Below are 23,283 nucleotides of genomic sequence, written 5' to 3'. Positions count from 1 at the left end.
GCTCCTTTCTGTGAATCAGGGTGTCGGCGTCATTTCGCCACCTGCATGGCGCCGACGATGCCCACGATCAATGGGCCCATCAGCGGCAACACGACGTTCGAAATGGCGTAGGTGATGGTGTAGCCCAGCAGCGGGGTGGTATTGCCCGCCACGTTCTGGATCGCGCTGAGCGCCGGCGTGCTGCATTGCTGACCCGCGATGGCGCCCAGCAGCACCGGCGTCGGGATCTTGAGCAGGTGACGCCCGATGACCAGCGAGATGCACGCCGGGATCACCGCGATCGCGACCCCGAGCAGCGGCAGCGCCACGCCGAACTTGCGGATGAGCGTCAGCGCCTGCGGTCCCGAAGCCAGGCCGACGCAGGCGATGAAGGTGGCGAGCCCGATGTCTTTCATCAGCGCGAGGGCGTCTTCGGGAATGCTCAGGCGGTGGGGGTTGCGCGCCTGGTACCAGCCGAAGGCCAGGCCGGTCAGCAGCGCGCCGCCGCCGGTGCCGAGGGAGAAGGGAATGCCGCCCAGCTTGATGCTGAAGCCGCCGATGAACACGCCCAGCAGGATGCCGGCGGCCATGTAGCTGATGTTGCTGCGCACCGAGCGGATGACGCGGTCGCCGAAGCGCGGCACCACCTTCGTCATGTCGGCGGCGGGGCCGAAGAGTTTCAGGACATCGCGCTTCTTCAACTGGAGGTCGGGAAGCAGCGGCATCGCATGCCCGTCCCGGATCACGCCGACGACGTGGACGTTCTGCGGCAGGCGCGTGAGCGTGCTGCCGGCGCGGGGTGTCTTCAGGTCGCGCAACTCGGCATCGAACCACTCCGGCTTGTTGAGGACGACCTCGGCGGTCTCGACCACCACGTCGAATGCGGTGGTGTCCGCGAATTCACGGCCGAGCTGATCGCCGAGATTCACCAACGCGCTGCGCTGGCCGATCACCAGCACCTGGTCTCCTGCTTCGAGGCGCAGCGACGCCGTGATCGCCTGGTCCTTCCCATTGCGCTTGACGCGCTCGATGCCTGCATGCCGATCGAGAGGGCCCATCAGCTCCGCCACCGTGCGGCCCTGGCCCGTCGTCACTTCGAACACGCGGCCGACCATTTCGGGTGTGGCCGGCGCGGTGGCCCCGTTGTCTTCGCTGCCGCCCATCGAGCGCCAGAGCTTGTCGGCCTCCTGGCGAAGATTGATGCGGAGCACCAAGGGGAAGACCTGGCTCGTCAGCACCACGATCGCGATCAGGCCGAACACGTAGGTGATCGAGTAGGCCGTGACGACGTTGGCCTGCAGTTGCTGGATCTCGGCGGCGGGCAGCGCCAGCTTGGAGATCGCGTCGGTGGCAGTGCCCACGACCGCCGATTCGGTTGCCGCGCCGGCCATCAGGCCCGCGGCCGTGCCCTGGTCGAATCCGAACATGCTGCTGGCGCCAACCACCAGCGCGATCACGGTGACGACCTCGACGAGGCAGAGCAGGCCCATCCGAAGCCCTTTGGCATCCAGGTTCGCGAAGAACTGGGGGCCGCCGGCATAGCCGAGCGCGAAGATGAAGAGCATGAAGAAGGTGTTCTTCACGCTGTCGGCCAGCGTGATGCCCAGCTGGCCGACGAGCAGCGCAACGATGAGGGTGCCGCAGACCCCTCCGAGCTGGATCGGGCCGAAGCGGATCTGGCCGAAGGCGTAGCCGAGGGCGAGCACCAGGAAGAGCGCGATTTCCGGATGCGTTCGCAGGATGTCGACGAGCTCACTGAACACGAATCTGCTCCCCTCGCCGCCGCTGTGTCGCGGCCGTGGCTCCCTTGCCTCGGGATCGCCGAGACGCTCGGAATTATTGCGGGGGTGGGGCGCGGCGCCTACCTGCTCATGGGGCAGCCCTCGTTGCACCAAAGTGCAAGAGGGCCGTGCGCCGCGGGACTACAGGATGCGGTTGAACCAGAGCAGCGACAGTCCTGCCGAGAGAAGCGCCAGCGCAGCGGCGCCCATCGCGAAGAGGGCGGAGATCTCGGTTTCCTTCTTCTCGACGGTCAGACGCGAGCTCAGCGTGTTGTAGACCTTCTTCAGGTCGTTCGCGGTGCCAGCATAGAAGTATTCGGCCTGCGTCTTGTTGGCGATGGCCTTGAGCGTTTCCTCGTCGAGCCGCACGCGCATCGACCAACCCTCGAAGCCGATGGTCTCGCCGTCGACGGTGCCGATGCCTACGGTGTACACGCGCACGCCGCGCTCGGCCGCCACCTTGGCCGCGTCGAGCGGGTCGACGCCCGTGGTGCGCTGGCCATCGGTCAGCATGATGATCGCGGCCGAGGTGTAGGAGCCCGGCGGGACCGGCGTGAATTCCTTCGGTGGCGGCTTGCCGATGCGATCGATCGACACCCCGCGTTCGCGGGTTTGCGGCCCGAAGTCGGAGATGTCGATGCCCGCGTCGGGGAACAGCGTGGCGAGCGAGACGACGATGGCGTTGCCGGTGGCGGTCGCGCGCTGTAGCTGGAACGAGTCGATCGCGGTGACGAGGTCCTCGCGGTTGGTGGTCGGCAGTTGCGCGACCTGGGCGCTGCCTGCGAAGGCGACGATGCCGACCTTCACGGTGCGCGGCAGTTCCTTGATGAAGCTCTTGGCCGCTTCCTGCGCGGCGACCAGGCGGTTGGGTTGCACGTCGGCCGCACGCATGCTGCCGGAGACGTCCATCGCCAGGATGATTGTCTGCTGGTTCGAGGGCAGCACCACCACCGCCATCGGCCGCGCTGCCGCGATCAGCATCGCGACGAGCGCGAGCATGAAAAGGAAGGGCGGGATGTGCCGCCGCACGGTCTGGCCGGCACCCATCGCCTCGCGCACGATCGAGAGGCTGGCGTAGCGCAGCGCCAGCTTCTTCTTGCGGCGCATCAGCCAGAGATACAGCAGCACCAGCAGCGGTATCGCTGCCAGCAGCCAGAGGAATTGGGGCCAGAGAAAGGTCATTCGACAACCTCCGCGCTACGCGCTGCGGTATTCGCCTTCGAAGCGGCTGGGCGGCTCATGCTGCCACCGCCTTGGGATTCGCCGGCCCGGCGCGCACGCGGCGCTTGCGCATGTCGGCAAAGCGCACGATGGCTTCCACCAGGTCGTCGTCTGTCGAAAGTTCAAGCGCGTCGACGCCGATCCTGGCCAGCGTCTCGCGCAAGGCGGTCTCGCGTTCCGCGGCGATGCGTGCGAAGCGCTTGCGGAAGCCCGCATCGTGTGTGTCGACCCAGAGCTGCTCGCCGGTCTCGGCGTCGCGCAGCGGAACCAGGCCCAGGTCGGGGAGTTCGAGTTCGAGCGGGTCGAAGAGGCGCACGGCGACGACGTCGTGCCGTTGAACCAGGTGCGCGAGGGGGCGTTCCCAGCCGGGTTCGCTCATGAAGTCGGACACCACGAACACGGTCGAGCGGCGCGGCATCAGCATCGCGGCCGACTTGAGCAGGTCCGCGAGGCGGGTCATGCCTTTCTGGTTGGGCGCGCCCTTGTCCGCGCGGCGCTCCATCGCATGCAGCAAATGCAGCACGTGGCGACGCCCGCTGCGCGGCGGAATCACGGCTTCCACGTCGTTGCCGTAGACCATCGCACCGACCCGGTTGCCATGCCGCGTCAGCAGACGGGCTATGACGCCGACGAAGCCGGCCGAGATCTCGCGCTTGGCCCGGGTGCCGGAGCCGAAGTCGACCGAGCGGCTCAGGTCGAGCACGAACCACGCGGCCATCTCCCGGTCTTCGGTGAACACACGCACGTGCGGCGTCTGCAGGCGTGCGGTGACGTTCCAGTCGATGTGGCGAACGTCGTCGTGGTGCTGGTATTCGCGCAGATCGGCCAGGTCGAGTCCGGTGCCGCGCATGAGCGTGCGGTAATCGCCTTGCAGGAGGCCGTCGAGCCGGCGGATCACGGTCCACTCAAGGCGGCGCAAGGCGCGCTCGACCCCACTCGCCGCGGCTTCTGCCGCGGCGAGCTGTTCGTCGTTCGCTGCCTTCGCGCGTCTAGGCCACCAGCTTTTCATGTTCGAGTGGTTTGGCTGGAGCGGGCACGGCCCGCATGATCCTGTCGACGAGGCTGTCGGGGGTGAGCCCTTCGGACAGGCCTTCGTAGGAGAGCGTCACGCGGTGGCGCAGCACGTCAGGCACCAGCGCGGTCATGTCTTCTGGCAGCGCGTAGCTGCGGCCCCGCAGAAGGGCCAGCGCGCGTGCGCCTTCGGTCAGGTTGATGCTGGCGCGTGGGCTGGCGCCGAAAGTGATGAAGCGGCGCATGTCCTTCAGGCCGTGCTTCTCGGGCGTGCGGGTGGCCGAGACGAGTTTGACGGCGTACTGGATCAGCGAAGGATCGACGTAGACGCGACGCGCCTCGGCCTGCAAGGCGGCGAGCTGGTCGGTGGTTGCGACCGGGGCGGCCTCGACCGGCGGGCCGATGACGCGCTCGACGATGACGAATTCCTCCTCGTCGGTCGGGTAGTCGACCAGCACCTTCATCATGAAGCGGTCCACCTGCGCCTCCGGCAGCGGGTAGGTGCCTTCGGTCTCGATCGGGTTCTGCGTTGCCATCACGAGAAAGGGGCGAGGCACCTTGTGCGTCTCGCCGGCGATGGTGACCTGGCGCTCCTGCATCACTTCGAGCAGCGCGCTCTGCACCTTGGCTGGCGCGCGGTTGATTTCGTCGGCCAGCAGCAAATTGCAGAAGACGGGCCCGAGCGAGGTGCTGAAGTCACCGGTCTTCTGGTTGTAGATGCGCGTGCCGACGAGGTCGGCCGGCACGAGGTCGGGCGTGAACTGGATGCGCTTGAACTGTCCGCGCACCGTATCGGCGAGCGTCCGCACCGTGAGCGTCTTGGCCAGGCCGGGCACCCCTTCGACCAGCAGGTGCCCGCCCGCGAGCATCGCGACCATGACTCTTTCGAGAAAGCGGTCCTGGCCGACGACAACCCGCTTGACCTGGTAGAGGATCTGCTCCATCAGTTCGGCGGTGGCAGTGGCGGCGGCAGGCGATTCGGTCTCTGTGCTCATGCGGAGTGCCTTCGTTGGATCGGTGGAATCAGAACGGCGGTGAGCCGGCGGCCGTGGCGGCGTTCTCGATCGGCACGGCGAATCCGATGCCGATGAAGGTGCGCTGCTGGGTCGGGTTGAGGATGGCGGTCACGATGCCCAGCACTTCGCCATTCATATTGATGAGAGGACCGCCCGAGTTGCCGGGATTGGCGGCGGCATCGAACTGGATCAGGTTGCCGAGTTCCTGCTTGCCTTCGGGCGAGCGGAAGGAGCGCTTGAGGCCCGACACCACGCCGGCCGAGACGGAAGGTCCGATGCCGAATGGAAAGCCCACGGCCACCACCTGATCGCCCGGCTGGAGGTCGGCCGTCGAACGCATGGTCGCGGGGATGAGGTCGTCGGGCAGCTTTTGCGCCTGCAGCACGGCCAGGTCGTTTTCGGGCTGCACGCCGGTGACGGTGGCAGGGGCCTCGAGCCCGTCGGCAAAGGTGACCTTGATGGTCTCCGCGCCGGCCACGACGTGCAGGTTGGTGAGGATGATGCCCTTGTCCACGATCACCACGCCGGTGCCGACGCCGCGCTCCACCTGCTGGCCGGGCGCCACCGCGTCCGGCGGTGCCTCCGGTGGCTTGCCCTTGGCGAGATTGCGGCCGCGCTTCTCGGTCTTGGCTTCGGGCGTGGTCTTCTCGGTGCCGTAGCCCACCACGCGCACGACGGACGGCCGGATGATGTCGGCTGCCTTGGCAGCCGGCGAGGGCAGGGTGGCGGTCTGCAATGTGCGCAGGACGGCCGAGTCGATGTCCTTCTGGGTGAGCGTGTGCGTACCCTGCTTGGGCCACATCACGACGCCGGTGGCGCCCATCGCGACAACGAGGGCGAGCAGCAGTCCGAAGCTGCGGCGGCCGGGTTGCCAGCGTGGCTCGGCAACGGCCGCCGGCGTCGCCGCGGGCGCGTCCGGAGCGCCGGATGCATCGGGCGCACCGGGTTCGGCCGCATCCTGCGGCCCTCGGGGCGAGCGGCTGTAGAAAGCTGGCCTGCGCATCGGGCACCTCCGGCAAAAGAGAACGCTTGAGGAGGCACGGTAGCACGCTTTCCGCGGCTGTGCATCCGTTCGGGCATCATCGGTCGATGGCCGTCTTCGTCGATACCCATTGCCACCTCGATGCGCCCGAATTCGGCGCCGAAATGCCCCAGGTCCGGGCCCGTGCGCAGCTTCGGGGCGTGGCGCTTTGCGTGATTCCCGCGGTGGCCGCCTCCAACTTTGCGGCGGTGCGGGAGCTCGCGCATCTTCAGGGCGATGCCTACGCGCTCGGGATCCATCCGATGTGCACGGGCGATGCGCTGGACGAGCACCTCTCCCTGCTCGACGCGGAACTCGCCCGGCGGCGCGATGACCCCCGCCTGGTGGCGGTCGGGGAAATCGGCCTGGACTTCTTCGTCGAAGGGCTCGACGCGGACAAGCAGGAGCATTTTTTTCACACTCAGTTGCAACTTGCGCGCAAGCACGAACTGCCGGTGATCATTCATGTGCGGCGCTCGGTCGACAAGGTGTTGAAGCACCTGCGGCAAGTGGCACCGGGGCAAAAGTGGCGCGGCATCGCGCATGCCTTCAACGGGAGCGCGCAGCAGGCGCAGGCCTGCATCGACCTCGGCCTCAAGCTGGGCTTCGGCGGGGCAGTGACCTTCGAACGCGCACTGCAGTTGCGCCGGCTCGCGGCGACCTTGCCGCTGGAGGCGATGGTGATGGAAACGGATTCGCCCGATATCCAGCCGCACTGGCTCTACCGGACGCAGGCCGAGCGCGATGCGGGCGAGCCGCAGGGGCGCAACGAACCGGGCGAGTTGCCCCGAATCGCCGATGTGGTGGCCGGCCTGCGCGGAATCGACGCGGCAGCGCTGGCCGAAGCGACCACTCGCAACGCCGTCGCGGCCCTGCCTCGTCTGTCGGCGCTGATCGGCGTGTCGGCCGAACGCCCGCGCCCGGCGTAGGCAAAGCGCCCGACTTGGATTCATGCATGCGGCGCAACGGTTTTTGGTGTCATCCTTTGACCTTGTGCAGTCGTTGCATCACAGTGGCGAGCCAGTCACTCCAACTCATACAAGGAGCTTTCCAATGACCTCATCCAACGTTCGCATCCTGTCGGCCGCAGTGGCCCTGGCCTTCGCCTGCATTGGCGGATCGGCAGGTGCGCAAAGCACCACCCAAAAGGCCGAAAACGCCGGCGAAAAGGCGTGGGATGCCACCAAGAGCGGCACCGAGAAGGCTTGGGACGCGACCAAGAGCGGCACCAAGAAGGCCGTGAAGGCCACCGAGAAGGGTGCCAAGGCGACCGGCAAGGCCGTCGACAACGTGGCCAGCGACGCCGCCGCGGGCACGCGCAAGGTCGGCGACAAGATCGGCGAGAAGATCCCCGGCACCGCCCAGAACGAGGCCGTCAAGAAGGGCGAGAAGCCCTGACTTTCGGCTCCATGCCGAAACGAAAAACCCGCCTCGGCGGGTTTTTTGCTATGCGGTTGCCGGTCCGACCGCCCGGCGCACGAGCGGTGTTTCTGGTGTCGGGTAGCCCGCCGCGCCAAAGGTCTTGACGACCGCGCGATGGGTGTCGAAGTACACCTGCCAGTAGTGGTCCGTGTGCGTGTAGGGCCGTACGGCGAGCAGGGGGCCTTCGGGCGTGAACTGCAGGATCTCGATGTCGGGCGGCTGCTCGGTCGAGACGTTGGGGATCTTGCTCACCTCGGCCCTGAGCAACTCGATGGCCTGGTTCACGTCGACGCCGTTGGCCACCTTCGCGGTGGTGTCGACCCGCCGGAATGGCAGGTGGCTGAAGTTCTGGATCGTTTCCGACAGCACCTTGTTGTTGCCCACCGTGGCGATGACGTTGTCCGGCGTGACCAGCGTCGTGCCGAACAGGCCCAGCTCCTTGACGGTGCCGTTGACGCCTCCGCCCACCGTCACGTAGTCGCCGACCTTGTAGGGCCGCAGCACCTGGAGGAACACGCCCGCCGCGAAGTGCGTGAGCAGGCCGCCCCAGGCCGTGCCGATCGCCAGCCCGGCGCCGGCCAGCAGCACCGCGAACGAAGTCGTCTTGACGCCGAACATGTCCAGGATCGCGAGGATCAGGACGATGTTGAGCACCACGCCGAGGATTGATACCAGGTAGTTGCTCAGCGTCGGGTCCATGCGCTTGCCGCGCTCGAGCGCCTTGCCCACGAGTCGCTGCGCGAGGCCGATGAGCCATCGGCCGATGCCCCAGGCGATCAGGGCGCCGATCACTTTCAGGCCAAAATCCACCCCTTGCGTCGTCAGGAAAATCCAGATCGCTTCCGTATTCATGATCTTCTCCTCACAGGTGCCGGCTTTTCTGCGAACCGGCAAGCGTTATGGATAAGCCAGCTTTGCGCCCAGGCGACGCGAAGGCTGTGCTCACGGGGCTTGCGCCAATCGTTTCTGGCAACACCGCCTTGTTGATACTCGGCAGCTTTCCAGGAGCCCGGTCGATCGCGCAGCAGCAGTATTATGCGCACCCGCAGAACCACTTCTGGAAAATATTGCAGGCCCTGTGGCCCGGAAACCCGCTTCCAGCGGGCGAAGGCAGCTATCAAAAGCGTAGCAAGTGGTTGCTGGACCGCGGTCTGGGCGTGTGGGACGTGTACGCCAGTTGCGAGCGGGAGGGCAGTCTCGATTCCGCGATCCGCGACGCGGTGGTCAACGACATCGCGAGCCTTCATCTGCCGAAGCTGGCGGCGATCGCCCACAACGGCGGCGAGAGTTTCCGGCATGCGCGACACACGCGCACGCTGGGTGTGCCGGTCCATCGCTTGCCTTCGTCGAGCCCGGCCAACGCGTCGTGGAGCTTCGAGCGCAAGGTCCAGGCGTGGCGTGAGGTGTTTGAAAGGTATCTGGTCATTCCATGAAGGTCTCCCTTCCCGAGGTCAACTTCTCCGATTGGGGAGACGTGCGCTATCTGCATCTGGGCACCGAGTGGGTGCAGGGCTCGATGAAGCTCGATGCGCCCTTCGAGATCGAACTCGAATATGTGCAGCGCATGATGGCGTGGCTCTTGTTCGTCGATGCCGCCAGCGTCCCCAAGCGCCACGCAATGCAGCTGGGGCTGGGCGCGGCGAGCCTCACCAAGTTCTGCCGCAAGACGCTGCGCATGCGCACGACGGCGATCGAGCTCAATCCGCAGGTGGTCGCCGCATGCCGGGGCTGGTTCAAGCTGCCGGCCGATGACGGAAAGCTTCAGGTGGTGGTGGCCGATGCGGCCGCGGAGATCCGCAAGGCGCAGTGGCTGGGCACGGTCGATGCGCTGCAGGTCGACCTGTACGACCACGAGGCCGCCGCGCCCGTACTCGACAGCGAGGATTTCTATGCAGACTGCCGCGCACTGCTGACCGACGACGGCTGCATGACGGTCAACCTGTTCGGGCGGTCGTCCAGCTACGAGCGCAGCCTGGAGAAGATCTCCGCCGCGTTCGGCGAGGAAGCGGTCTGGGCTTTCAAGCCGACGCGCGAGGGCAACACCGTGGTGGTCGGCCAGCGCACCGCCAGCCGCCCCAAGCGCCCGGCGCTTGCCGACCGCGCTCAAACCATCCAGACTCGCTGGGGCCTCCCTGCACCCAAGTGGTTGCGAGTGTTCAAACCTCAGACCTGATTCCATCCATGAGCGCTGTCTCCGTCGCCGCATCTGCCGCTTCCCGCCACGAGGGACCGCTCGACCTGCGCCACCTGATCGAATGGCTGGCGAAGGACGGGGTGATCTCGCCGGTGGAAGCCAAGCGCACGCTGGCGCGCTGCGCCCAGGCCGAGAGCCGGCAGGCCCCGCTGGTGCGGCTGGCGAACGTCGCGATGACGCGCGAGAGCGACGGCAAGCCTCTCGATCTCGAGATGCTCACGCAGTGGCTGGCCGGCCGCGCGGGGCTGACCTACCTGCGCATCGATCCGCTCAAGGTCGACGTGGGCAAGGTGGCCGACACCATGAGCGCGGCCTATGCCGAGCGCCACAAGGTGCTGCCGGTGCAGGTCACGCCGAGCGAAGTCGTGGTCGCGACGGCCGAGCCCTTCCTCACCGACTGGATCGCCGAGGTCGAGCGCCAGTCGCGCCGGTCGGTGCGTCGCGTGGTCGCGAACCCCACGGACATCCAGCGCTACACGGCCGAGTTCTTCGCGCTGGCCAAGTCGGTGCGGGCCGCGCAGAAAGCGGGCGGCAACACGGGCGGGGCCAGCTTCGAACAGCTCGTCGAGCTCGGCAAGAGCAACAAGCAGCTCGACGCCAACGACCAGAGCGTCGTGCAGGTGGTCGACTGGCTCTGGCAGTACGCCTTCGACCAGCGCGCCAGCGACATCCACCTCGAGCCGCGCCGCGACCAGGGCGTGATCCGGTTCCGCATCGACGGCGTGCTGCATCCCGCCTACCAGATGCCGATGGGCGTGATGAACGCGATGGTCGCGCGCATCAAGCTGCTCGGCCGCATGGACGTGGTCGAGAAGCGCCGGCCGCTCGATGGCCGTATCAAGACCCGCAACATGCGCGGCGACGAGGTCGAAATGCGGCTGTCGACATTGCCGACGGCCTTCGGCGAAAAGATGGTGATGCGGATCTTCGATCCGGACACGGCGGTGAAGGACCTGGACGCGCTCGGCTTCGCGCAGCACGATGCGCGGCGCTGGGAGCAACTCGTGACGCGGCCGCACGGCATCATCCTGGTGACCGGCCCGACGGGCTCGGGCAAGACGACCACCCTGTATTCGACGCTCAAGCGTGTCGCGACCGAAGAGGTCAACGTGAGCACGATCGAGGATCCGATCGAAATGATCGAACCCTCGTTCAATCAGACGCAGGTGCAGCCGCAACTCGACTTCGGATTCACGGAGGGCCTGCGAGCGCTGATGCGCCAGGACCCGGACATCATCATGGTCGGCGAAATCCGCGACCTCGCGACTGCCGAGATGGCGGTGCAGTCGGCACTGACGGGCCACCTCGTCTTCAGCACGCTGCACACCAACGACGCCCCCAGCGCGATCACGCGGCTGATGGAGCTGGGCGTGCCGTCATACCTGATCAACGCGGTGATGCTCGGCGTGCTCGCCCAGCGTCTGGTGCGTACGCTGTGCGCGCATTGCAAGGAACCCGACGAGTCGGTGACGCGGGAGAAGCTCGCCGAGTTCGTCTCGCCGTGGCAGATCAACGGTTCGGTGCGCGCCTACAAGCCCGTTGGCTGCGTCGACTGCCGCATGACGGGCTACATGGGCCGCATGGGCCTGTACGAACTGCTCAGCATCACCGAGGCGTTCAAGGGCGAGGTCACCAAGGAGCCGAACATGGTCTCGCTCAGGCGGCAAGCCGTCGCCGACGGCATGCGGCCCCTGCGCTTGGCCGGCGCGCTCCGCGTCGCAGAGGGTGTCACCACGATCGAAGAGGTCTTGAGCGCAACGCCCCCCCTGGAGTAGCCGGGGTTGGCGCTGCCAGGTCCCGGGAATACCCTGATCCGCCGGTTAGTGGAATCCACATTCGCCTGACTTCTGCCTGACCACACAATCTCCGATCGAAATTTCTTCGTGGAGACGTTCGTGAAAATCAAGAGTCAAAAAGACTTCTTCTCGGGGGTGATGTTCACCGTCGTCGGAGTCGCATTCGCATGGGGCGCGACGACGTACAACGTCGGCAACGGCGCCCGCATGGGGCCGGGATACTTCCCGCTCATGCTCGGCATCCTGATGGCCATCATCGGCCTCGCCATCATGTTCACCGGCCTCACGGTCGAGACCGAGGACGGCGAGCCGATCGGCAAATGGGCCTGGAAGCAGGTGGTCTACATCATCGGCGCCAACCTTGCCTTCGGCCTGCTGCTCGGCGGTCTGCCGAGCATCGGCGTGCCGGCCATGGGCATGATCATCGCGATCTATGCGCTGGTGATCATCTCCAGCCTGGCGGGCAGTGAGTTCAACCTGCGCAACGTGCTGATTCTTGCCACGGTTCTGGCTGTCGGCAGCTACATCGCCTTCATCTGGGCACTGAAGCTGCAGATCCAGGTCTGGCCTACCTTCATCACGGGCTGAGGACGACACCATGGATCTCATTACCAATCTCTCGCTGGGTTTTGGCGTCGCCTTCACCTTCACCAACCTGCTGTACTGCCTGGTCGGTTGTATTCTGGGCACGCTGATCGGCGTGCTGCCGGGCATCGGCCCCGTCGCGACCATCGCGATGCTGCTGCCCGCCACCTACGCGCTGCCCCCCGTGTCGGCGCTGATCATGCTGGCCGGCATCTACTACGGCGCGCAGTACGGCGGTTCCACCACCGCCATCCTGGTCAACCTGCCCGGTGAATCGTCGTCCGTGGTGACCGTCATCGACGGCTACCAGATGGCCCGGAAGGGGCGGGCCGGCCCGGCGCTGGCAGCTGCCGGCCTGGGTTCGTTCTTCGCAGGTTGCGTCGGCACGCTGATCCTGGCGGCCTTCGCACCGCCGCTGACCGAACTGGCCTTCAAGTTCGGTCCGGCCGAATACTTCTCGCTGATGATCCTGGGCCTGATCGGCGCCGTGGTGCTGGCTTCGGGCTCGCTGCTCAAGGCCATCGCGATGATCGTGCTGGGCCTGCTGATGGGTCTGGTCGGCACCGACGTGAACTCGGGCGTCGCGCGCTTCAGCTTCGACATCCCTGAACTCACCGACGGCATCGGCTTCGTGACCATCGCCATGGGTGTGTTCGGCTACGGCGAAATCATCGCCAACCTGTCGCGCCCCGAGCACGAGCGGGAAGTGTTCACCGCCAAGGTGTCCGGCCTGTTCCCGACCAAGGAAGACTTCAAGCGCATGCTGCCTGCGGTGCTGCGCGGTACCTCCCTCGGCGCGGCGCTCGGCATCCTGCCCGGCGGCGGTGCGCTGCTGGCGGCCTTCGCGGCCTACACCATCGAGAAGAAGACCAAGCTGCATCCGGGCGAAGTGCCCTTCGGCAAGGGCAACATCCGCGGCGTCGCAGCACCCGAGTCGGCCAACAACGCCGGCGCGCAGACCTCCTTCATCCCGCTGCTGACGCTGGGCATTCCGCCCAACGCGGTGATGGCGCTGATGGTGGGTGCGATGACCATCCACAACATCCAGCCCGGCCCGCAGGTGATGACCAGCAACCCCGAACTCTTCTGGGGCCTGATCGCCTCGATGTGGATCGGCAATGCGATGCTCATCATCCTGAACCTGCCGCTGATCGGCATGTGGATCAAGCTGCTGTCGGTGCCCTACAAGTTCCTGTTCCCGGCCATCGTGCTGTTCTGCGCGATCGGGGTGTACTCGACCAACAACAACACCTTCGACATCTGGATGGTGGCGATCTTCGGTTTCATCGGCTACAGCTTCTTCAAGCTGGGATGCGAACCTGCGCCGCTGCTGCTGGGCTTCATCCTGGGGCCGATGATGGAAGAGAACCTGCGCCGTGCGCTGCTGCTGTCGCGCGGCGACTGGATCGTGTTCGTCACCCGTCCGATCTCGGCAGGCCTGCTGGCTGCTGCGCTGCTGCTGTTGATCATCGTGCTGCTGCCGGCCGTGAAGTCCAAGCGCGAGGAAGCCTTCCACGAGGAAGAGGCCTGATCGCCAGGCGCACCCCTCGCTCTCTCAACGGCACCTTCGGGTGCCGTTTTTCATTCAGGGCCTGGAGATGCGGGTTGGCTTCATGTGCTGCCGGGCCATGGCCAGGAATGCCCTGGCGGCAGGGTTGAGCGGATGCTTCGCCAGCCTTACGGCGACGACCGGGTATTCGAGCGTGGGGCGCGTCACCGCCACCGCCCGCAGGTTGCCGGGCATCAGCACCTCCACGTAGCGTGGCAGCAGCGAGACGCCCGCACCCGACTGGATGAGCCCGAAGGCCGTCGACAGCATCGACACGTGATGCACCACGCGCGGGTACACGTTGGCCACGCTCGACAACTGCCGGCTGACGGAGCGCCAGATGTTGGCGTCCGGGTTCACGTGGATGAAGGGCAGCGCGTCCAGGTGCTTTGCATCGATCACCACCCGCTGCGCCAGCGGATGGTCGTCGCGCACGAAAAGGCTCATGCGCTCGGTGAACAACGGCTCTGTCGCCAACTCGGAATGCTTCTGCCCGATGTCCGACCCGAAGCCCAGGTCGGCCTCTTGCGAGAGGATCCGCGAGATCATCTGTTCCGCCGTGCTGTCGAGCAGCGCGGTCGCCAGCGAGGGATGCTGTTGCGAGAAGCGGCTCAGCAATGGCGGCAGCAGCGCGCCCGCCGTGAGGTGGCCCACCGCCAGCACCACGCGTCCCTCCCGAAGCTGCGATTGCGACCGGCACGCGTCGACCGATTCATCGATCAGCCGAAGCGCGCGCACGGCCGTGTCGACCATCATCTCGCCCGCGTTGGTCATGCGGATGCGGCGGCCGCGCACCACCAGGGGCTGACCGAGTTCGTGCTCCATGCGCTTGATCAGGTGGCTGATCGCGGGTTGCGTGAGCTGCAGGCTCTCCGCCGCCAGCGTGAAACTGCCCGATTCGGCAACGGCCGCGAGGGCCCGGAGCTGCTGCAGGGAGATCTCTTCAGTGCCGGACTTTGGCATAAGAATCGCTCATAGTTCGATAAGCTAAATTATCTGGCTTGATACTCAGCCCCTGCATAGCATTCGAGCTTCTCCATGGGGACAAAATCCAGCAAATGAAACGAATCCAGTTCCTACAGGCCATCGCCGCCACCCTTTGCCTGGCCGCGACGTCCGCCAGCCTGGCGCAAGGCTATCCAACCAAGCCGATCCGCCTCATCGTTCCTTTCCCGGCCGGTGGCGCCACGGACCTGTTTGCGCGCACGCTGTCTCAGAAGATGGGCGAGAAGCTCGGCACGACGCTGGTCATCGACAACAAGCCCGGCGCCGGCGGCGCGATCGGTTCCGACATGGCGGCCAAGGCTGCGCCCGACGGCTACACGCTGCTGCTGGCGACCACGAGCACGCATTCGATCGGCCCCTGGATCAATCCCAAGCTGCCCTACGACACGGTCCACGACTTCACGCCGATCGCCCACGTCGGCGACGCACCCAGCATCATGCTGGTGCCCAACAGCTCGCCGGCCAAGACGGTGCGCGAATGGATCGACTACGCAAGGAAGAACCCCGGCAAGCTCAACTACGCGTCGAGCGGCAACGGCACGATCGTCCAGCTGACGGCGGAACTCTTCAAGTCGCAGGCCGGCATCTTCGTCACGCACATCCCGTACAAGGGCACGGCGCTCGCGATTCCCGACCTGATCAGCGGCAAGGTCGACGTGCTGTTCGACTCGCTGCCCACCGGCATGCCGCATGTGCGCGACGGCCGGTTGCGCGCATTGGGCGTGACCTCGCTCAAGCGCAGCCCGCTGGCGCCCGAACTGCCGCCGATTGCCGACACCCTGCCGGGCTTCGAATCGAACACCTGGTTCGGCCTCTATGGCCCCAAGGGCCTTGCGGCCGAGATGGTCACGCGCATCAACACGGCGGCCAACCAGGCACTGGCCGATCCCGAGGTGCGCGACAAGCTCGCGCGGCTGGGCATCTCGCCCACCCAGAGCACGCCGGCACAACTCGCGAGCATGGTGGCCGAGGATGCTGCCAAGTGGAAAAAGATCATCGCTGAACGAAAAATCACAGGGGACTGAGCATGAAATTCGACTACGCAAACCCCTACACCTCGACTCGCATCCCGGTCTTCGCGCGCAATGTCGTGTCGACATCGCATCCGCAGGCCGCGCAGGCGGGCCTGCGCATCCTGTACCAGGGCGGCAATGCCGTCGATGCCGCGATCGCGACGGCGGCTGCCATGACGGTCCTCGAGCCCGTCAGCAATGGCCTGGGCAGCGATGCCTTCTGCATCCTGTGGGACGGCAAGAAGCTGCACGGCCTGAATGGCTCCGGCGCTGCGCCACAGGCCTGGACGCCTGACTACTTCAGCCGCAAGTACGGCGCCGACGCGCGGACCCCGCCGCAGCGCGGCATCGATTCGGTCACCGTGCCGGGTGCCGTCGGCAGCTGGGTCGCGATGTCCGAGCGCTTCGGCAAGCTGCCCTTCGCGGACCTCATGGCCCCGGCCATCGAGATCGCAGAACGCGGCTACCTGATGCCCCCGGTGGTGCAGCAGAAGTGGGCCGCTGCCACGCCGATCCTGCAATCGCAGCCGGGCTTTGCGCAGGGCTTCCTGCCGTGGGGGCGTGCGCCCGAAGTCGGCGAACTCTTCCGCTTCCAGGCCGCGGCGCGCGCGCTGAAGGCCATCGCGGCGACCAAGGGTGATGCGTTCTACAGCGGCGAGATCGCCGAGGCGCTCGAGAAGTTCTCCAGCGCGAATGGCGGCAGCCTCAAGGTACGCGACCTCGCCAGCTGGAAGCCCGAGTGGGTGGAGCCGATCGCCCAGAACTACCGGGGCCATACGCTGCACGAGATCCCGCCGAACGGGCAGGGCATTGCCGCGCTGATCGCGCTGGGCATCCTCGAGCACTTCGACATCGGCTCCATTCCGGTCGACTCGGTCGCCTCGCAGCATCTGCAGATCGAGGCCATGAAGCTCGCCTTCGCCGATACCTATCGCTATGTGTCCGACCCATCGTCGATGGAGGTGACGCCCCTGCAGATGCTCGATAGCGCGTACCTCGCATCGCGTGCCAAACTCATCGATGTGAACAAGGCGCAGGACTTCAAGGCGGGCAACCCGGTCAAGGGCGGCACCATCTACCTCACCGCGGCCGACGAGAGCGGAATGATGGTGAGCTTCATCCAGAGCAACTACATGGGCTTCGGCTCGGGTTGCGTGGAGCCTGACTTCGGCATCAGCCTGCAGAACCGCGGCCACGGCTTCAGCCTCGACGCCAAGAGCCCGAACGTGGTGGCGCCCGGCAAGCGCCCCTTCCACACCATCATCCCGGCGTTCCTCACGAAGGACGGTGCCCCGGTGATGAGCTTCGGCGTGATGGGCGGCAACATGCAACCGCAGGGCCACATGCAGACGCTGGTGCGCATGCTCGACTACAAGCAGAACCCGCAGGCCGCGTGCGACGCACCGCGCTGGCGCTTCAACTCGGGCCTGGAGATCAACGTCGAGGCGGCCATGGATCCGAAGACGGTCGAGGGCCTGAGCTCGCTCGGCCACAAGGTCGACGTCATCAACGACTCCTACCAGGACTTCGGTGCGGGCCAGTTCATCTGGCGCGCGGGCGATCCGGCGGTCGAAGGCTATGTGGCCGCGAGCGACGCGCGCCGCGACGGCCTCGCGGCCGGGTTCTGATTCGCTCGATGCCACTGCAGGCGACGTCGGAGCAACAAGCTCACAAGAGTCTCGCGCCGGGTCTCGTTCTTGCCACGCTGGGCGCTATCGCATTCAGCGGCAAGGCGATCATCGTCAAGCTGGCCTACCGCCACGGCGTGGACGCGGTCACGCTCATCATGCTGCGCATGCTGTTTGCGTTGCCGCTGTTCGCGCTGATGGCCTGGTGGGCCGGGCGCGGCAAGCCGGCGCTCACGCGGCGGGACTGGATCGGCGTCTTGGGCCTGGGGTTTTCGGGCTACTACCTGTCGAGCTTTCTCGATTTCGCGGGCCTGGCCTACATCACGGCCAGCCTGGAGCGGCTGATCCTGTACCTCAACCCCACGCTGGTGCTGCTGTTCGGCTGGATCGTCTATCGCCGGCGCATCACCCGCTGGCAGTTCGCTGGCATGACCATCAGCTACGCGGGCGTGCTGCTCGTGTTCGGCCATGAAGTGCAACTGGGCCAGAGTGCTTCCGCGGCCTGGGGCGCACTGCTGGTGTTCCTGAGCGCTGTGAGCTATGCCATCTATCTCGTCGCGAGCGGCGAGTTCGTCAAGCGACTGGGATCGTTGCGGCTCGTCGGGCTGGCGACCAGCGTGGCCTGCTTGCTGTGCATCGTGCAGTTCATGCTTTTGCGGCCGATGAGCGCGGCCTTCGACGTGGCGCCGCAGGTGATCTGGCTGTCGATCCTCAACGCCACGCTGTGCACCGCGGTTCCCGTCCTTGCCGTCATGATGGCGATCGAACGCATCGGGCCCGCGATGGCGGCACAAACGGGTATGGTCGGGCCGATCTCGACCATCCTGATGGGTGTGGTGATCCTTGGCGAACCCTTCACCGCTTGGATTGCGGCCGGGACGGCGCTGGTGATCGCCGGCATCTTCGTATTCACACGCATGGGGCGCTGAGCCCGAAGGAAAGAACATGGATTTTGGAATTGCAGGCAAGACCGCGCTGGTGTGCGGCGCGAGCAAGGGCCTGGGTTACGGCTGCGCGGAAGCGCTGGTGCGCGAGGGCGTGAACGTGGTGATCGTCGCGCGCGGCGCCGAGGCGCTGGAAGCCGCGGCGAAGACCCTGCAGGCCGAGGCGGCCGGTGTGAGCGGCGCCAAGCCTTTCGTGAAGCACGTGGCGGCCGACATCACGACCCCCGAGGGTCGCGCTGCAGCCTTCGCGCTGCACAAGGATTTCGACATCGTGGTGACCAACGCCGGCGGACCGCCCCCTGGCGACTTCCGCGAATGGGACCGTGAGGCGTGGATCAAGGCGGTCGATGCGAACATGCTCACGCCGATCGAGCTGATCAAGGCCACGGTCGATGGCATGGCCGCACGCGGATTCGGCCGCATCGTCAACATCACGTCCAGCTCGGTGAAGGCGCCGATCGGCATCCTGGGGCTGAGCAACGGCGCACGCAGCGGCTTGACCGGCTTCGTCGCAGGCGTGGCCCGCTCGGAGATTGCCGGCAAGGGCGTCACGATCAACAACCTGCTGCCCGGCTCCTTCGATACCGACCGCCTCAAGGGCACGATGGCCGGCGCCGCCAAGAAGTCGGGCCAGGACGTCAACACCGTCCGGGCCGCACGCGAAAAGAGCATTCCTGCGGGCCGCTTCGGCACGTCGGCGGAGTTCGGCGCGATCTGCGCGTTCCTGTGCAGCGTGCAGGCGGGGTACATGACGGGTCAGAACGTGCTGGCCGACGGCGGGGCCTATCCTGGGACCTACTGAGGTGATGCGCCGATGGTGATTCGGGACGCGACACCAGCGGACTTTCCCCGCATTCTCGAACTCAACGAGGCATGGGTGCATTTCCTGGCCCCGCTCACGCGGGACCGCCTGGAGCACCTGCATGCCGAAGCTGCGTACCACCGCGTCGTGGAATGCGACGGAGCGGTCGCCGCATTCCTGCTTGCCTTCGCGGAAGGGGCGGCCTACGACAGCCCCAACTACCGCTGGTTCGCGGCGAACTGCGAGCGCTTCGTCTACATCGACCGCGTCGTGGTCTCCGCTGAATGCCGGAACCGGGGCATCGGGGAGTTGCTCTACCAGGATCTGTTCGCGTTCGCGGCGCGCAACGGGGCTGTGCAGGTGACCTGCGAATTCGACGTCGATCCACCCAACGAGGCTTCGCGGCGTTTTCACGAACGCTTCGGCTTCCGGGAGATCGGCGCCCAGCGTGTCGGCGCCAGCGAAAAGCTGGTGTCCTTGCAGGCCGTGGCACTGCCGGGCTGACGCGCTATGGGCGCGAGGACACCCAGATCCCGCCCACGATCAACACGAACGCCGCCCCGTGATACCACTGCGGCATGTCACCGAGGAACGCCGCCGACAGCAATGCGGCAAATAGCGGCGTGAGGTTGGTGAAGAATCCGGCGGTCTGCGGGCCCGCCCGCTGAACGCCAGCGCCCCAGCATCGATAGGCCAGCAGCGCCGGGCCGAGCGTGATGAAGACGAGCGCCGCGGCCAGTGGCCAACCCCAGTCGACGTGCGCGTCGGTCAGCGCCCATTCGCCGGCGGCGAACACGCCGGACCACGCCAGCCCGAACACCATCTGCGCCATCAGCAGCGACGCCCAGTCGCGCCGCACCTCGGAAGGCTCATGGGTGCGCGACAGCATCCAGCTGTAGAACGCCCACGAGATCGTGGCGAGCATCATGTAGAGATCGCCGGCCACCAGCCGCATCGCGAGCAGCTGCGCCCATTGGCCGCGGCTGAGCACCAGCAGCACGCCGATCATCGAGAGCGCCGCGCCGAGCAACGCGCGCCCGGTGATCTTCGCGCCGAAGAACAAGGCCCCGGTCGCCAGCATCCACAGCGGCATGCTGGAGCCGACCAGCGTGACGTTGATCGGCGTCGAGGTCTGCAGCGCCAGGTACTGGAACGCGTTGTAGCAGCCGATGCCCAGAAGCCCGAGCACGGCGAATCGCTTCCAGTGCATCCACAACGGACTCTCGCGGCGCAGCACGGACATCGCGAAGGGAAGCAGCACCATGAAGGCCAGCAGCCATCGGATGAAGTTCAGCGACATGGGCGAGACGAGATCGCGCACCACCCGGCCGACGACCGCATTGCCGGCCCACAGCAGAGGAGGCACCGTGAGAAGAAGGGCGGTGCCCGGAGTAAGTCGCTGCTGCATGGGGCTGGACTTTACCGGGCCGCAAGCCGCATTCCGGGGAGCGGGCCATGAATTCAAGTCCGTGGCAGCATAGGCGCCTCGATTCGATCCAGCCGAGTCGCATATTCAACACAAGGAGCCACGATTCATGAGCAAAGCCGTCCGCATCGACCGCCACGGCGGTCCCGAGGAACTGAAGATCGTCGACGTCGAAGTCGGCGATCCGGGGCCGGGCGAGATCCGCATCCGCCACAAGGCCGTGGGTCTCAACTTCATCGATACCTACCAGCGCAGTGGCCTGTACCCTTTTCCCATGCCACTGCAGCTGGGCATGGAAGCCTCCGGCGTCATCGAGGCGGTGGGCGAGGGTGTCTCGCACCTGAAGGTCGGCGACCGCGCGGCCTATGCGAGCCAGCCCCCCGGTGCATACAGCGAGCTGCGCGTGATGCCCGCCAAGTGCGTCTGCAAGCTGCCGGATGCGATCTCGTTCGAGACCGGCGCCGCCATGATGCTCAAGGGCCTTACCGCGCAGTACCTGCTGAAGAAGACCTTGCCGGCCGAAGGCCTGCAGCCCGGTGATTTCATCCTGTTCCATGCCGCGGCGGGTGGTGTGGGGCTGATCGCATGCCAATGGGCCAAGGCGTTGGGGCTGCAACTCATCGGCACCGCGGGGACCGATGCCAAGTGCAAGATCGCGCTGGACCATGGCGCGGCCCACGCCATCAACTACAGCACCGAGAACTTCGCCGAACGCGTCAAGGAAATCACCGGCGGAAAGGGCGTGAAGGTGGCCTACGACTCGGTGGGCAAGGACACCTTCGAGGGCTCGCTGGCGAGCCTGCGGCCCTTCGGCCTGCTCGCTGTCTTCGGCAATGGTTCGGGACCGGTGGCCGCCTTCAACCTCGGCACCTTGGCCAAGGGCTCGTACTACGTGACCCGGCCCACCTTGTTCTCGCACATTTCGACCCGCGAGAGCACACAGGCGATGGCGGACGACCTGTTCGCGGTCGTGGAGAGCGGCGCGGTGAAGATCCCGATCGACCAGCGCTATGCACTGGCCGACGTGCAGCAGGCGCACCGAGACCTCGAAGCGCGCAAGACCACCGGTTGCACCATCCTGACCTTGTAGCCCCGCGCCTGCCGTGCCCCATGCCAGGAATACCGCGGATCCGGCTCCGCCGGTCCGCCGGTATTGCCCCCGGCAGGGGGAAGGCGAAGCGACACGAAGTGCGCGAAGCCTGGGGGCGAGCTATTGCAACGCGCTGAGTCGTGATTCGCGCATCCGGGTGGGCGCCAGGGCTCCGGCCGATTCCAGGATCGGATACGCGATCGAGCAGATGTGCGAGTTGATGCGCTTGAGTTCGCTGATCAGGTCGATGTGCAGCGAACTGGTCTCGATGCTCAGCGTGGTCTGGTCCGAGAGTCGCCCGAGGTGGGTCGTGGCATACGCCCGCTCCAGGTCGCGGAAGCGCGCCTTTTCTTCCAGCAGCTTCTGCGCGTCGCGCACGTTGCCGTTCAGGAACACGCTCATGCTCAGCCGCAGGTTCGCGACCAGCCGCTCGTGCAGTTCCACGATCTCGCGCGTGCCGGCTTCGGAGAAGTTGCGCTGCGGCTTGATCTTCTTGTCCTCGATGTCGATGATCACCCGCTCGATGATGTCGCCGATCTGCTCCATGTTGATGGTGAAGCTGATGATGTCGGTCCAGCGGCGGCTCTCTTCCTCGCCGAGCGCTTCGCGCGAGATCTTGGTCAGGTAGTACTTGATGGCGGAGTACAGCTCGTCGACCGTGTCATCGAGATTCCGCAGCTCCTGCGCTAGCCGTAGGTCGTTGTTCCGGATCACGTTGAGCATGCCGATCAGCATCGTCTCGACCACGTCCGCCTGGTGGAGTGCCTCGCGCGCGGCGTTCGAGATGGCCAGAGTGGGCGTTGACAGCGCTGAGGGATCCAGATGTTGCGGCCTCCGCGTGGCCGCGGGTTCTTCAGGCTCCGGCAGCAGTCGCGTCACCAGCCGGGCCACCGCATTGGTGAGGCCGATGAAGCCGATGCTCACGATCACGTTGAAAGCCAGGTGGTAGAGCACGACCACTTGGGTCGCGTCCGTGATGTAGGGCTTGACCTCGCGCAGCCACAGGCCGACGAAGGGTGCCGCGATGGCCACGCCGAGCAGCTTGAAGACGAGATTGCCGAGGGTGACCTGCCGGACCGCGACGGTTGACTTCGCCGTGGTCAGCACCGCGAGCAGCCCGCTACCGAGGTTGGCACCGAGCACCAGGCCCAGCGCCACGTCGAGCGGCACGACGTTGGAGCTCGCCATGGCGGCGACCAGCAGCACGACGGCGAGGCTGGAATAGGCCAGGATGGCGAGCCCGGCACCGATGGTGATCTCCAGCAGCACGTCGCTGTTGAGCGACCCGAGCACCGCGCGCATCGCCGGGCTGTCGAACAACGGGCCGGTGGCCTCGACCACGAGCTGCAGCGCGAGAAGCATCAGCCCGAGGCCGATCAACACACGCCCGACACGGCCGGCCGCGCTGGACGGCCGCGTGATGAACAGCACGACCCCGACGAAGATGAACAGCGGCGACAGCCATGAAAGATCGGCCGAGAACAGCACCGACATCAGCGCGGTGCCGATGTCCGCCCCGCGCATGACCGCGAGCGCCGCCGGCAGGGTCACCAGGCCCTGTCCGACGAACGACGAAGTCATGAGCGAGGTGGCCGTGCTCGACTGCACCAGCGCCGTCACCCCGATGCCCGACAGGGCCGCCGTGAAGCGGTTGCGCATGCTGTGCACGAGAATCCTGCGCAGGTTCGCGCCGAAGACGCGCAACACGCCTGTGCGAACGAGATGGGTGCCCCACACCAGCAGCGCGATCGCTGCCAGCAGATTCAACAAGTGCTTCATGGAAGAGAAGCACTATATAGC

Annotated in this window: 22 protein-coding genes; 13 read left to right on the top strand and 9 right to left on the bottom strand. The window is 66.2% G+C overall.

The window, feature by feature from the left end:
- Positions 1-29: 29 nt before the first annotated feature.
- The 5 genes from aspT to QTH90_RS15565 all read right to left on the bottom strand — a co-directional run bounded on the left by aspT (position 30) and on the right by QTH90_RS15565 (position 6,011).
- Complete coding sequence (gene aspT, locus QTH90_RS15585; RefSeq protein ID WP_286665477.1) at positions 30-1,742, bottom strand: aspartate-alanine antiporter; 1,713 nt, start codon at positions 1,740-1,742, stop codon at positions 30-32.
- 159 nt (positions 1,743-1,901) lie between these two features.
- The gene (locus QTH90_RS15580; RefSeq protein ID WP_286665476.1) at positions 1,902-2,942 is read right to left on the bottom strand and encodes a VWA domain-containing protein; all 1,041 of its coding nucleotides are present in this window, start codon (positions 2,940-2,942) and stop codon (positions 1,902-1,904) included.
- A gap of 55 nt (positions 2,943-2,997) precedes the next feature.
- Positions 2,998-3,990: a DUF58 domain-containing protein gene (locus tag QTH90_RS15575; protein ID WP_286665475.1), complete on the bottom strand. Its 993-nt coding sequence runs from the start codon at positions 3,988-3,990 to the stop codon at positions 2,998-3,000.
- Entirely contained in the window at positions 3,971-4,987 is a 1,017-nt protein-coding gene (locus tag QTH90_RS15570; protein WP_286665474.1) for an AAA family ATPase, read from the bottom strand. The genes QTH90_RS15575 and QTH90_RS15570 overlap by 20 nt, the downstream gene beginning before the upstream one ends.
- A gap of 28 nt (positions 4,988-5,015) precedes the next feature.
- Positions 5,016-6,011, bottom strand: coding sequence for a S1C family serine protease (locus QTH90_RS15565; protein WP_286665473.1), 996 nt, complete (start codon positions 6,009-6,011; stop codon positions 5,016-5,018).
- An 86-nt stretch (positions 6,012-6,097) separates the two neighbouring features.
- Here QTH90_RS15565 and QTH90_RS15560 point away from each other — a divergent pair, with 86 nt between their 5' ends.
- Both QTH90_RS15560 and QTH90_RS15555 read left to right on the top strand, forming a co-directional pair.
- Positions 6,098-6,958 carry a TatD family hydrolase gene (locus tag QTH90_RS15560; RefSeq protein ID WP_286665472.1) on the top strand — a complete coding sequence of 287 codons (861 nt, stop codon included), beginning with the start codon at positions 6,098-6,100 and terminating at the stop codon, positions 6,956-6,958.
- Positions 6,959-7,082: 124 nt separating this feature from the next.
- Positions 7,083-7,427, top strand: a complete 345-nt coding sequence (locus tag QTH90_RS15555) for a hypothetical protein (protein ID WP_286665471.1) — start codon at positions 7,083-7,085, stop codon at positions 7,425-7,427.
- A 48-nt stretch (positions 7,428-7,475) separates the two neighbouring features.
- Here the strand turns inward: QTH90_RS15555 and QTH90_RS15550 are convergent, their stop codons facing one another.
- Positions 7,476-8,303, bottom strand: a complete 828-nt coding sequence (locus tag QTH90_RS15550; RefSeq protein WP_286665470.1) for a mechanosensitive ion channel family protein — start codon at positions 8,301-8,303, stop codon at positions 7,476-7,478.
- Between the two features lie 47 nt (positions 8,304-8,350).
- On the opposite strand from QTH90_RS15550, the gene QTH90_RS15545 reads away from it, so the two are divergent.
- The 5 genes from QTH90_RS15545 to QTH90_RS15525 all read left to right on the top strand — a co-directional run bounded on the left by QTH90_RS15545 (position 8,351) and on the right by QTH90_RS15525 (position 13,557).
- Positions 8,351-8,884 (top strand): DNA-deoxyinosine glycosylase, encoded by a 534-nt coding sequence (locus tag QTH90_RS15545; RefSeq protein ID WP_286665469.1) that lies wholly within the window; start codon positions 8,351-8,353, stop codon positions 8,882-8,884.
- The gene (locus QTH90_RS15540) at positions 8,881-9,624 is read left to right on the top strand and encodes a class I SAM-dependent methyltransferase (RefSeq protein WP_286665468.1); all 744 of its coding nucleotides are present in this window, start codon (positions 8,881-8,883) and stop codon (positions 9,622-9,624) included. Before QTH90_RS15545 ends, QTH90_RS15540 begins: the two co-directional genes overlap by 4 nt.
- A gap of 8 nt (positions 9,625-9,632) precedes the next feature.
- A complete protein-coding gene (tfpB, locus tag QTH90_RS15535) occupies positions 9,633-11,420 on the top strand; it encodes a type IV pilus assembly ATPase TfpB (RefSeq protein WP_286665467.1) in 1,788 nt (595 codons plus the stop codon).
- A 120-nt stretch (positions 11,421-11,540) separates the two neighbouring features.
- Positions 11,541-12,029, top strand: coding sequence for a tripartite tricarboxylate transporter TctB family protein (locus tag QTH90_RS15530; RefSeq protein ID WP_286665466.1), 489 nt, complete (start codon positions 11,541-11,543; stop codon positions 12,027-12,029).
- Positions 12,030-12,039: 10 nt separating this feature from the next.
- Positions 12,040-13,557, top strand: a complete 1,518-nt coding sequence (locus QTH90_RS15525; RefSeq protein WP_286665465.1) for a tripartite tricarboxylate transporter permease — start codon at positions 12,040-12,042, stop codon at positions 13,555-13,557.
- Between the two features lie 54 nt (positions 13,558-13,611).
- Here the strand turns inward: QTH90_RS15525 and QTH90_RS15520 are convergent, their stop codons facing one another.
- A complete protein-coding gene (locus QTH90_RS15520) occupies positions 13,612-14,538 on the bottom strand; it encodes a LysR family transcriptional regulator (protein ID WP_286665464.1) in 927 nt (308 codons plus the stop codon).
- Positions 14,539-14,633: 95 nt separating this feature from the next.
- Here QTH90_RS15520 and QTH90_RS15515 point away from each other — a divergent pair, with 95 nt between their 5' ends.
- The 5 genes from QTH90_RS15515 to QTH90_RS15495 are packed head-to-tail and all read left to right on the top strand — an operon-like array spanning position 14,634 to position 19,471.
- Positions 14,634-15,605, top strand: a complete 972-nt coding sequence (locus QTH90_RS15515; protein WP_286665463.1) for a Bug family tripartite tricarboxylate transporter substrate binding protein — start codon at positions 14,634-14,636, stop codon at positions 15,603-15,605.
- 2 nt (positions 15,606-15,607) lie between these two features.
- The gene (locus QTH90_RS15510; RefSeq protein ID WP_286665462.1) at positions 15,608-17,221 is read left to right on the top strand and encodes a gamma-glutamyltransferase family protein; all 1,614 of its coding nucleotides are present in this window, start codon (positions 15,608-15,610) and stop codon (positions 17,219-17,221) included.
- A gap of 8 nt (positions 17,222-17,229) precedes the next feature.
- Positions 17,230-18,150, top strand: coding sequence for a DMT family transporter (locus tag QTH90_RS15505; protein WP_286665461.1), 921 nt, complete (start codon positions 17,230-17,232; stop codon positions 18,148-18,150).
- Positions 18,151-18,166: 16 nt separating this feature from the next.
- Positions 18,167-18,967: an SDR family oxidoreductase gene (locus tag QTH90_RS15500; protein ID WP_286665460.1), complete on the top strand. Its 801-nt coding sequence runs from the start codon at positions 18,167-18,169 to the stop codon at positions 18,965-18,967.
- Between the two features lie 12 nt (positions 18,968-18,979).
- Entirely contained in the window at positions 18,980-19,471 is a 492-nt protein-coding gene (locus QTH90_RS15495) for a GNAT family N-acetyltransferase (RefSeq protein WP_286665459.1), read from the top strand.
- Positions 19,472-19,475: 4 nt separating this feature from the next.
- On the opposite strand, the gene QTH90_RS15490 is transcribed toward QTH90_RS15495, so the two are convergent.
- Positions 19,476-20,375 (bottom strand): DMT family transporter, encoded by a 900-nt coding sequence (locus tag QTH90_RS15490; RefSeq protein WP_286665458.1) that lies wholly within the window; start codon positions 20,373-20,375, stop codon positions 19,476-19,478.
- Between the two features lie 127 nt (positions 20,376-20,502).
- Here QTH90_RS15490 and QTH90_RS15485 point away from each other — a divergent pair, with 127 nt between their 5' ends.
- On the top strand, positions 20,503-21,483 hold the full coding sequence (locus QTH90_RS15485; RefSeq protein WP_286665457.1) for a quinone oxidoreductase family protein: 981 nt from the start codon (positions 20,503-20,505) through the stop codon (positions 21,481-21,483).
- A 120-nt stretch (positions 21,484-21,603) separates the two neighbouring features.
- On the opposite strand, the gene QTH90_RS15480 is transcribed toward QTH90_RS15485, so the two are convergent.
- Positions 21,604-23,262 carry a Na/Pi cotransporter family protein gene (locus QTH90_RS15480; protein WP_286665456.1) on the bottom strand — a complete coding sequence of 553 codons (1,659 nt, stop codon included), beginning with the start codon at positions 23,260-23,262 and terminating at the stop codon, positions 21,604-21,606.
- Between the last annotated feature and the right edge of the window lie 21 nt (positions 23,263-23,283).

Origin of the sequence: Variovorax flavidus (assembly GCF_030317145.1) — a bacterium.
GTDB lineage: Bacteria > Pseudomonadota > Gammaproteobacteria > Burkholderiales > Burkholderiaceae_C > Variovorax > Variovorax flavidus.
Note: the sequence above shows the minus strand (reverse complement) of the source record. Positions and strands in the feature narration are given on the sequence as shown.

What these genes read in the sequence shown, in the direction of transcription:
- QTH90_RS15580 (WP_286665476.1), bottom strand. Translation starts at nt 2,942, where the DNA reads ATGACCTTTCTCTGGCCCCAATTCCTCTGGCTGCTGGCAGCGATACCG.
- QTH90_RS15575 (WP_286665475.1), bottom strand. Translation starts at nt 3,990, where the DNA reads ATGAAAAGCTGGTGGCCTAGACGCGCGAAGGCAGCGAACGACGAACAG.
- QTH90_RS15570 (WP_286665474.1), bottom strand. Translation starts at nt 4,987, where the DNA reads ATGAGCACAGAGACCGAATCGCCTGCCGCCGCCACTGCCACCGCCGAA.
- QTH90_RS15565 (WP_286665473.1), bottom strand. Translation starts at nt 6,011, where the DNA reads ATGCGCAGGCCAGCTTTCTACAGCCGCTCGCCCCGAGGGCCGCAGGAT.
- QTH90_RS15560 (WP_286665472.1), top strand. Translation starts at nt 6,098, where the DNA reads ATGGCCGTCTTCGTCGATACCCATTGCCACCTCGATGCGCCCGAATTC.
- QTH90_RS15555 (WP_286665471.1), top strand. Translation starts at nt 7,083, where the DNA reads ATGACCTCATCCAACGTTCGCATCCTGTCGGCCGCAGTGGCCCTGGCC.
- QTH90_RS15550 (WP_286665470.1), bottom strand. Translation starts at nt 8,303, where the DNA reads ATGAATACGGAAGCGATCTGGATTTTCCTGACGACGCAAGGGGTGGAT.
- QTH90_RS15545 (WP_286665469.1), top strand. Translation starts at nt 8,351, where the DNA reads ATGGATAAGCCAGCTTTGCGCCCAGGCGACGCGAAGGCTGTGCTCACG.
- QTH90_RS15540 (WP_286665468.1), top strand. Translation starts at nt 8,881, where the DNA reads ATGAAGGTCTCCCTTCCCGAGGTCAACTTCTCCGATTGGGGAGACGTG.
- tfpB (WP_286665467.1), top strand. Translation starts at nt 9,633, where the DNA reads ATGAGCGCTGTCTCCGTCGCCGCATCTGCCGCTTCCCGCCACGAGGGA.
- QTH90_RS15525 (WP_286665465.1), top strand. Translation starts at nt 12,040, where the DNA reads ATGGATCTCATTACCAATCTCTCGCTGGGTTTTGGCGTCGCCTTCACC.
- QTH90_RS15520 (WP_286665464.1), bottom strand. Translation starts at nt 14,538, where the DNA reads ATGCCAAAGTCCGGCACTGAAGAGATCTCCCTGCAGCAGCTCCGGGCC.
- QTH90_RS15515 (WP_286665463.1), top strand. Translation starts at nt 14,634, where the DNA reads ATGAAACGAATCCAGTTCCTACAGGCCATCGCCGCCACCCTTTGCCTG.
- QTH90_RS15510 (WP_286665462.1), top strand. Translation starts at nt 15,608, where the DNA reads ATGAAATTCGACTACGCAAACCCCTACACCTCGACTCGCATCCCGGTC.
- QTH90_RS15505 (WP_286665461.1), top strand. Translation starts at nt 17,230, where the DNA reads ATGCCACTGCAGGCGACGTCGGAGCAACAAGCTCACAAGAGTCTCGCG.
- QTH90_RS15500 (WP_286665460.1), top strand. Translation starts at nt 18,167, where the DNA reads ATGGATTTTGGAATTGCAGGCAAGACCGCGCTGGTGTGCGGCGCGAGC.
- QTH90_RS15495 (WP_286665459.1), top strand. Translation starts at nt 18,980, where the DNA reads ATGGTGATTCGGGACGCGACACCAGCGGACTTTCCCCGCATTCTCGAA.
- QTH90_RS15490 (WP_286665458.1), bottom strand. Translation starts at nt 20,375, where the DNA reads ATGCAGCAGCGACTTACTCCGGGCACCGCCCTTCTTCTCACGGTGCCT.
- QTH90_RS15485 (WP_286665457.1), top strand. Translation starts at nt 20,503, where the DNA reads ATGAGCAAAGCCGTCCGCATCGACCGCCACGGCGGTCCCGAGGAACTG.
- QTH90_RS15480 (WP_286665456.1), bottom strand. Translation starts at nt 23,262, where the DNA reads ATGAAGCACTTGTTGAATCTGCTGGCAGCGATCGCGCTGCTGGTGTGG.